Source organism: Frankia gtarii, assembly GCF_025403375.1.
GTDB classification, from domain to species: Bacteria; Actinomycetota; Actinomycetes; order Frankiales; family Frankiaceae; genus Frankia; species Frankia gtarii.
Genome location: NZ_JAMPTM010000331.1, coordinates 1 through 6,908, shown reverse-complemented (window position 1 = coordinate 6,908; position 6,908 = coordinate 1). Strand labels below are relative to the sequence as shown.

Genomic DNA, 6,908 nt, shown 5'->3' with positions numbered 1-6,908 from the left:
CGGCCAACGTGACGCGGCACGATCGGCGACCCGGCGGCCCGTTCCCGGGTCCGCATCCGGTCGCAGGGAGCGAGGCATTCGGCGGCGTCCCGCGGACCGGGGCGACGGACAGGTGGCCCCGGGAGCCGGACCGCCGACGCGCCGGCGGCGGTCCGGCCGCGGGCGACCGTCTCAGCGATCGGGAGCTCGCGGTTCTCAGCTACCTGCCGACGATGCTGACGACAGCCGAGATCGCGGCCGAACTCTACGTCTCGGTGAACACCGTGAAGACGCACCTGAAAAGCATCTACCGCAAGCTCGACGTGCCGCGCCGCCGGGACGCCGTGCACCGTGCCCGCGAACTCCACCTGCTCTGAAACTCCACCTGCTCTGAAGCAGCCTCATTCCGGCCGGCGGACATCCGGCGCCGTCGGCGCGACGGGTGTCTTCAGATTCCAGCCTCGTCCCGAGGTTCCGCCGGCTCGGCCTCCACCCGTCCTCCGAAGATGCGTTGTTCCAACGCGAAGTACGGATGCTGCGCGAGGTCCGGGCGTTGCGTGAGGTCCGGGTACGGCTCCGGCAGCTCGGGCGCCTCCACGTCCCCGGCAGGGAAGGCGGCGGCGCCGAGTGGGTCCGGGACGGTCAGGGAATCCGCGGATGCGGAGCGGCCGGTCCGACCCCGCCGGCCGTCGGCCAGCGGAATCGTCCGCCGCACTGCCCGATCCGCCTGGCCCCGGCCCGGGGCGGCGGCGGGCCAGCCGAGGGAGTCGGGCCGCCGCTCGCGAGCGGCGGCCCGTGCCGGTAGCGGCACGACCGCCCGGAGCACGCAGATCACCGAGGTCACGATCCCCGCGACCATCAGAATCAGGCCCAGAACCGGGAGATCTACCCCGGCCACCCGCCACGTCAGGGCATATCGAAGCGTGGCACCCACCACAACCAGGAAGACCGACAGTCCCAGAGTCATCAGTCGTTCACCTCGTTCGTCCCGCCGGCGGGACGGCGGCGGACCGGGATGGTCGGCAGCCGCCAGGCTTCGGCGGGAGGGTATCGGTGGCGCGAGACCGTACTGGGCCTCAGCGATTTCGGCGGGCTGCGTCGTGGGCGTTGGACCTCGCGGGGGACCGGTGGAGGTGTGCCGATCGAAACGGCGGGACGCCTATATCAATACCCTCGGTGACGATGGCCCATGCTGATGAGGCACTTAGTGGGTTGGTGGTCACCCATCGTGGAGGGTGGCGAGTAGTGGGAACGTTTCGCGACCGTCGCGCCCGCTGCCGGTCGACTGGCTGGATCTCGGCGTTGGCCGGCGATCGGGGTGCCACGAGGCTCGCATACCGCCGACGAGGTGGCCCCTTCAGGGGATGGTTCCGGGAGGGAAAAATCACGCGAAGTGGTCGCTTCAAGCGTGAGGGTGGCAGCCCGGGAAAGATATGGCCGGGTTGAGGGCACGATTCTCCCACCCAAACGGTGGGTTTGGCTCGGCGGAGAATGAGGGGCGTGGGCAACTGGTGGCGTAGCGAGGGAGGTGGGCCCTACGCTTGCCGAACATGTCCACCTTCACCGGAAATTCACCCGGTGGCATCGCCACAGCCGGGCCACCGCCCGGTTTGATTCTGAGTCTGACCCCCGGAGGCACGCGTGACCGACCGAGTTCCCCTCTCGACCGATGCTATCGGCGAGGATGCACCCCATCGGCCGCGAATCGGCGTGACCGTGGACACATCCACCGAGATAGGCATGGCGGGTCACATCGCCAGGCGAGCCTCGGCGAGCTCACCCGCTCCGCCGTCCGCCCCACACCGTGCGGCGCCGGCGCCAGCGCGGCACCCCGCACCGACCACGAGCACGGGCAGCGCCGCTGCTCGGCAATTGTCGCATCCCCGCTCCGGGTCCTCGATGACCGGGTCCCCCATGGGACGCGGTGAGGTTCCGGGCCAGCCGGGCGCGCAGATGCGCCCGGGCATGGCCGCCCGCACCGGCGCCCCGATGCCGCGTGACCTCGCGCTCGGAGCGGCCGAGCTGCGCGGCATCCTGCGCGTCGTGGAGGACTGCGAGCGGGCCTCCTCGCTCGCCTCCTTCCGCGAACTGGCCCTCGACGGCATGGCCCGCCACCTGGGTTATCGCCATTCGGCCTTCTTCCTGGGCGCCTCGATCGAGACGGCGTTCCAGGACGCTCGGCCCACCGGCCGGGGACTCGCCCTGCGCCTCGCCGGCCCGTACATGGAGCGTTACCGGGAGTTGGAGGCGCTGAGCAACCCGGAAAGCCTGCGCTCGGTCCGCGAGCGTGGCCTCGCCACCCTCGATGACCTGGGCGTTCCGGAGCGTCCCGAGGTGCGGATGCGGCTGGAGCGTTTCCTGCGCGCCCACGGCATCCACGCCAAGCTGCTCGTGCGCCTGTTCGGCCCGTCGAACGTGGGTGCGCTCATCTCCCTGCTGGACTCGCGGCCGGGCGCGTTCGGCCCGCGGGACCGGGCGGTCGGCGCCGTCCTCGGCCGTCACCTCGGCAACCTGCTGCGTTTCTACATCCGGACCGATCCTGGTCCGTCCGTCGCGGGACGGCTGTCCGCCCGTGAGCGGGACGTGGTGCGACTCGTCGCCGAGGGCCGGTCCAACCGGCAGGTCGCCGAGGCGCTGTGCATCAGCATCGACACGGTCAAGCACCACCTCACCCACGCTCTCGTGGCGACGGGATGCTCGAACCGCACGCAGCTCGCCATCGCCTGGCAACGGGAGACCAGCGCGTTCGCTCCCCCCAGCCCGCCCCGGCCCTGACTCGCCGGTTGAGGAACTGACCCAACCGTCGGAGCTCCCCGGCCGCGTCCGGACACGGGGGTTCCGGTTCGAGGTCACGCGTTCGCGGCCCGTTGCCGCCTGGTGCCCCTGGCCCTGTCCCTTGCCGCCGATCCCACCCTGGACCCCGGATATCGGTCCTCGGCCGCGGCGGCGGTCCTCATGCCGGCTGGTCGTCTGCCGGCCGGCAGCGCGCCGGGCCTGCCCCGGCAGCCTGCTCTGGCCGGGCATGCCCGGCGCGGAACCGACCCCCGTGCCTCGCCGGCGCGGGCGCCCGGTTCCCAGCACCCACGGGGCCCGCAAGCCGGCCGGTCCTGCCCGAACGGGCGGAAGGCCGACGCACCGACGCGACGCGACGCGCCATGGGCGCGCCTCGACAACCTGACTTCCGAAACCTGGCTTCCGACGAACCGCGGGTGGCGCGGGCCGATACCGGCCGCGCCACCCGCGGTCGTTTAAGGTCCCGCCCGCGCCACGGGCCAGCCCCGTCCGCGCGCCTGCGGGTTTCGCGTGCTGCCGTCCCCGCGGACCGGCGGCCCCCCTCTTAGCCTCGCCGCAGCCCTTCGTGCCCGCTGCATCCCGGTTGCGATCCGTATCCCGGTTGCTGTCCATCCTGCCCCGGTGGCGTCGGCCGCCGAGGGAATGCCAGGCACGGCCGGGCCAGGCCAGGCCAGAGACCAGCCGGTCTCCGTATCCTCCGGACTTGCGGTAGATCATCACCTTGGCGGCTTCTGCGAGAGATGCGCGGCATACCCCATCTGTGGGATACTGTCCTTTGCCCGTCGTAGCAGGCTGGTTCGGTTAGGTGGTGCAGTGGCGGACGCCAGCATCATTCCGCCCAGCCCCGCTTGCGGCTGATGGCGCGCTGTGACTAGGTTGACCCGTGTCCTTGCTAGCCGAGAGGGGCCCGAAGGGGCCACCCAACCGTCGGTGACTGACCCGGCCGGCGGTTGCCACGATCAATTTTCGGATGCTCTTCACCCGTGGTTCGATACGTCCCGGGGCGCTACTCTCGCCGCCGATTTCTTCTGACCTTGCGCGTGCCGGTCCGTGCCCAAGGAATGTAGTCTCGGCTGTTCACCGTCCCTTTAGCCGATCGAAGCAGAATGGAAACCGCCGGGTTCGGTGGCCCGGGATACCGCCCTGCGTGCCACCAATTCGTAACCTCCACCGATCGACGCCGGGATTGATAAGGTCGCCCGGTGCGCATCCGCACGGGCTCTGCGTAATCCCGATCCGCGACATCACCGACGATGTCCGGCGGTGGGGGAACCGCTGGACCGGAGGAGTCCCGACCAGGTCACGGCGATCGTCGCGGAGCTCCAGGGCGTGCGTGATCGCGACTTTGGCCTGCCGCCGTGCAGTGCTCCGGACCGAGCCGACTAGTATTCCGCGCACGTTGACGCTGTCGGGTCGGCTAAGCAAGTCAGCCGCTCCGGGCGCCGGTCGTACCAGTTCCACAAGAGTTGTTGGGGGTCGGTTCGCTTTCCGCGTAGTCAGTGCAGATGCAGCTTCCCCGGGACGTCTGTCGCCCAGCGGCACCGGCCAGGAGGTCACCGATGATGTGGACGATCCTGTCGTCCAGAACGTGTCCATCACGTTGGTTTGGTGGGTGAGCCTCTTGTCCTGGATATGTCCTTGTGGTGATCCGGGGGCGGACCACGTGCCGGATGCGTGGGACCGATCGGACGATCGGACGGCCTCGGCGGGCCCAGTGGCCCGGACTAGTTCGTCCCCGACAGCACCCTGCCCCCGGCCGCGACCTGCCAGGAGGACCTGCCGATGACCACCGCACCCCGCGTGTCACCCGCGGCCTCCCCGGCCCGTTCCGACACACCCGACCTGCTCGACACGCCCGACCTGTTCGGCGCCTCCGATCTGCTCGAAGCGCGCGAACTGGTAGTCGTGATCACGCCGTTCGCGCAGCCCTCGGCCGCCCTCGTCGCCGCGGCGGCGCGGGCGGGCAGCCTGGGCGTGCTTGACCTGGGACGGTCCGCTCAGGCGGCGCGAGACGCCCTGCGGGACGCCGCCCGCTGGACGCCGGGACGGTTCGGGGTGCGCGTCGCCGTCGGCTGCCCGCTCGACCCGGACGAGCTGCCCGACGCGGTGGATCTGGTGGTGCTCGCCCCCCGGCTGGTCGGCGCTGCGGCCGGTGTCAGCGCCGTCGCAGGTGACCCGGGGGCAGATCGGCGCTGGGAGCCGGGGGAGTTGATCCGGCGGGGCCTGCGGGTCTGGGTGGAGGTGACCTCGGTCGCCCAGGCCCGCGACGCGGTCGCGGCCGGCGCGGTCGGGCTCGTCGCCAGAGGCAACGAATCGGGCGGTGTCGTCGGCGACCTGACCACGTTCACCCTGCTGCAGCATCTGCTGGCCGCCGGGCTGCGCGACGCCATGGGCGGCGCGGTGCCCGCCTTCGCCGCCGGGGGGATCGGCCCCGCGACGGCGGCGGCGGCGGTGGCGGGCGGCGCCGCCGGGGTCGTGCTGGACTCCCAGCTTGCCCTGGTCCGGGAGATGGAGTTGCCCGAGCAGGTCGCTGCGGCCGTGCGGGCCATGGATGGCAGCGAGACCATCCTCCACGGGGGCCACCGGCTCTACGTCCGGCCCGATCTGCCCATCGCCGCCCTCGCCGGGCGGACCGAGCGGCCCGCCGTCGACCTGCGCGACACCGGCGGTGAACTCGCCGCGGACGGCGCGGTCACCGCCTCCGGAACAGGCGGCGGCGGGGTCGGCGGCGACGGTGGCGGCGAGGCTGGTGGAGATGGCGCCGCGGTCGCGGCCCGTCTCGGCGCCCGCGACCTGGTTGACCAGTTCCTTCCGATCGGCCAGGACGGCGCGTTCGCCGCCGCGCTCGCCGACCGTTACGGCAGTGCCACCGGGGTGGTGCGGGCGGTGCGCGAGGGCATCCGGGACGGCATTGCGGCCGCCGCCCGCATCCGTCCGCTGGCCGTCGGCGCGCCGTTCGCGGCCGCGCGGGGGTTGCGCCATCCCGTCGCGCAGGGGCCGATGACCAGGGTCAGCGACCGGGCGGCGTTCGCCCGTGCGATCGCCGACGAGGGTGGCCTGCCGTTCCTCGCCTTGGCCCTGATGAGCGGAGAGGACAGCCGCGCGTTGCTGACGCAGACCGCCGACCTGCTCGGGGACGCGCCGTGGGGCGTGGGCGTGCTCGGTTTCGCCCCGGCGGATCTGCGCAACGCACAGCTCGCCGCCGTGCGGGATGTGCGTCCACCGTGTGCGATCGTGGCCGGCGGCCGGCCGGCGCAGGCGGCATCGCTGGAGGCAGCCGGCATCGAAACGTTCCTGCATGTGCCGTCCCCGCGACTGCTGCACCGATTCCTGGCGGACGGGGCCCGCAAGTTCGTCTTCGAGGGCCGGGAGTGTGGCGGTCACGTCGGGCCGCGGGCGAGTTTCCCGCTGTGGGAGGCGCAGATCGCGGGACTGCTCGCGTTCGGCGAGAGCGACCAGGCCGGTCCGGACTTCTTCGCCGGACTGCACCTGCTGTTCGCCGGCGGGGTACACGACGCCCGCTCGGCGGCGATGGTCGCCGCCGCGGCCGCCCCGCTCGCTGAACGGGGCGCCGGCATCGGCGTGCTGATGGGCACGGCCTACCTGTTCACCGATGAGGCCGTCGCCTCCGGCGCGATCCTGCCCGGCTTCCAGCAGGCCGCCCTCGACTGCGAACGCACGGTGCTGCTGGAGACCTCCCCGGGGCATGCGACCCGGTGTGTCGAGTCCGCCTACGTCCGCACTTTTCTGGACCGGCGCCGTGAACTGCTCGCCGCCGCCACCCCCCGCCAGCAGATGTGGGAGGAGCTGGAGGCGCTCAACCTCGGCCGGCTTCGGGTGGCCAGCAAGGGGTTGCGCCGCGACGGCGGCGAGGTCGTCCAGGTCGGCCCGGCGGCCCAGGCCCGGGACGGCATGTTCATGATCGGGCAGGTGGCGGCCCTGCGCTCGGACCGCACGAGCGTCGCCGCCCTGCACGACGAGGTGACCACGCAGGCCACCGCCGCTCTCGCCGACCGCGCCGCCGAACTCGGCGTGCCGGCCGGGCCGGGGCTCACGCTCGGATCGGCCGATGGCACGCGGCGCCCGGCGGGTGGCTCGCAGAACGGGGCGGACATGGACGGTGCGGGTACCGGCGG

At 72.4% G+C, this 6,908-nt stretch carries 4 protein-coding genes; 3 read left to right on the top strand and 1 reads right to left on the bottom strand.

Annotated features, from left to right (window positions below; translation table 11 throughout):
- Positions 1-356, top strand: a 356-nt coding sequence (locus NBZ83_RS28600; protein ID WP_261576180.1) for a response regulator transcription factor, incomplete at its 5' end; no start/stop codon positions are given.
- 71 nt (positions 357-427) lie between these two features.
- Here NBZ83_RS28600 and NBZ83_RS28595 read toward each other — a convergent pair.
- Positions 428-946, bottom strand: a complete 519-nt coding sequence (locus NBZ83_RS28595) for a DUF6458 family protein (RefSeq protein WP_261566162.1) — start codon at positions 944-946, stop codon at positions 428-430.
- Positions 947-1,893: 947 nt separating this feature from the next.
- Between NBZ83_RS28595 and NBZ83_RS28590 the strand changes: the two genes are divergently transcribed.
- Positions 1,894-2,754: a helix-turn-helix transcriptional regulator gene (locus NBZ83_RS28590; protein ID WP_261566161.1), complete on the top strand. Its 861-nt coding sequence runs from the start codon at positions 1,894-1,896 to the stop codon at positions 2,752-2,754.
- Between the two features lie 1,800 nt (positions 2,755-4,554).
- A partial coding sequence (locus NBZ83_RS28585; protein ID WP_261576179.1) for a nitronate monooxygenase occupies positions 4,555-6,908 on the top strand: 2,354 nt, incomplete at its 3' end.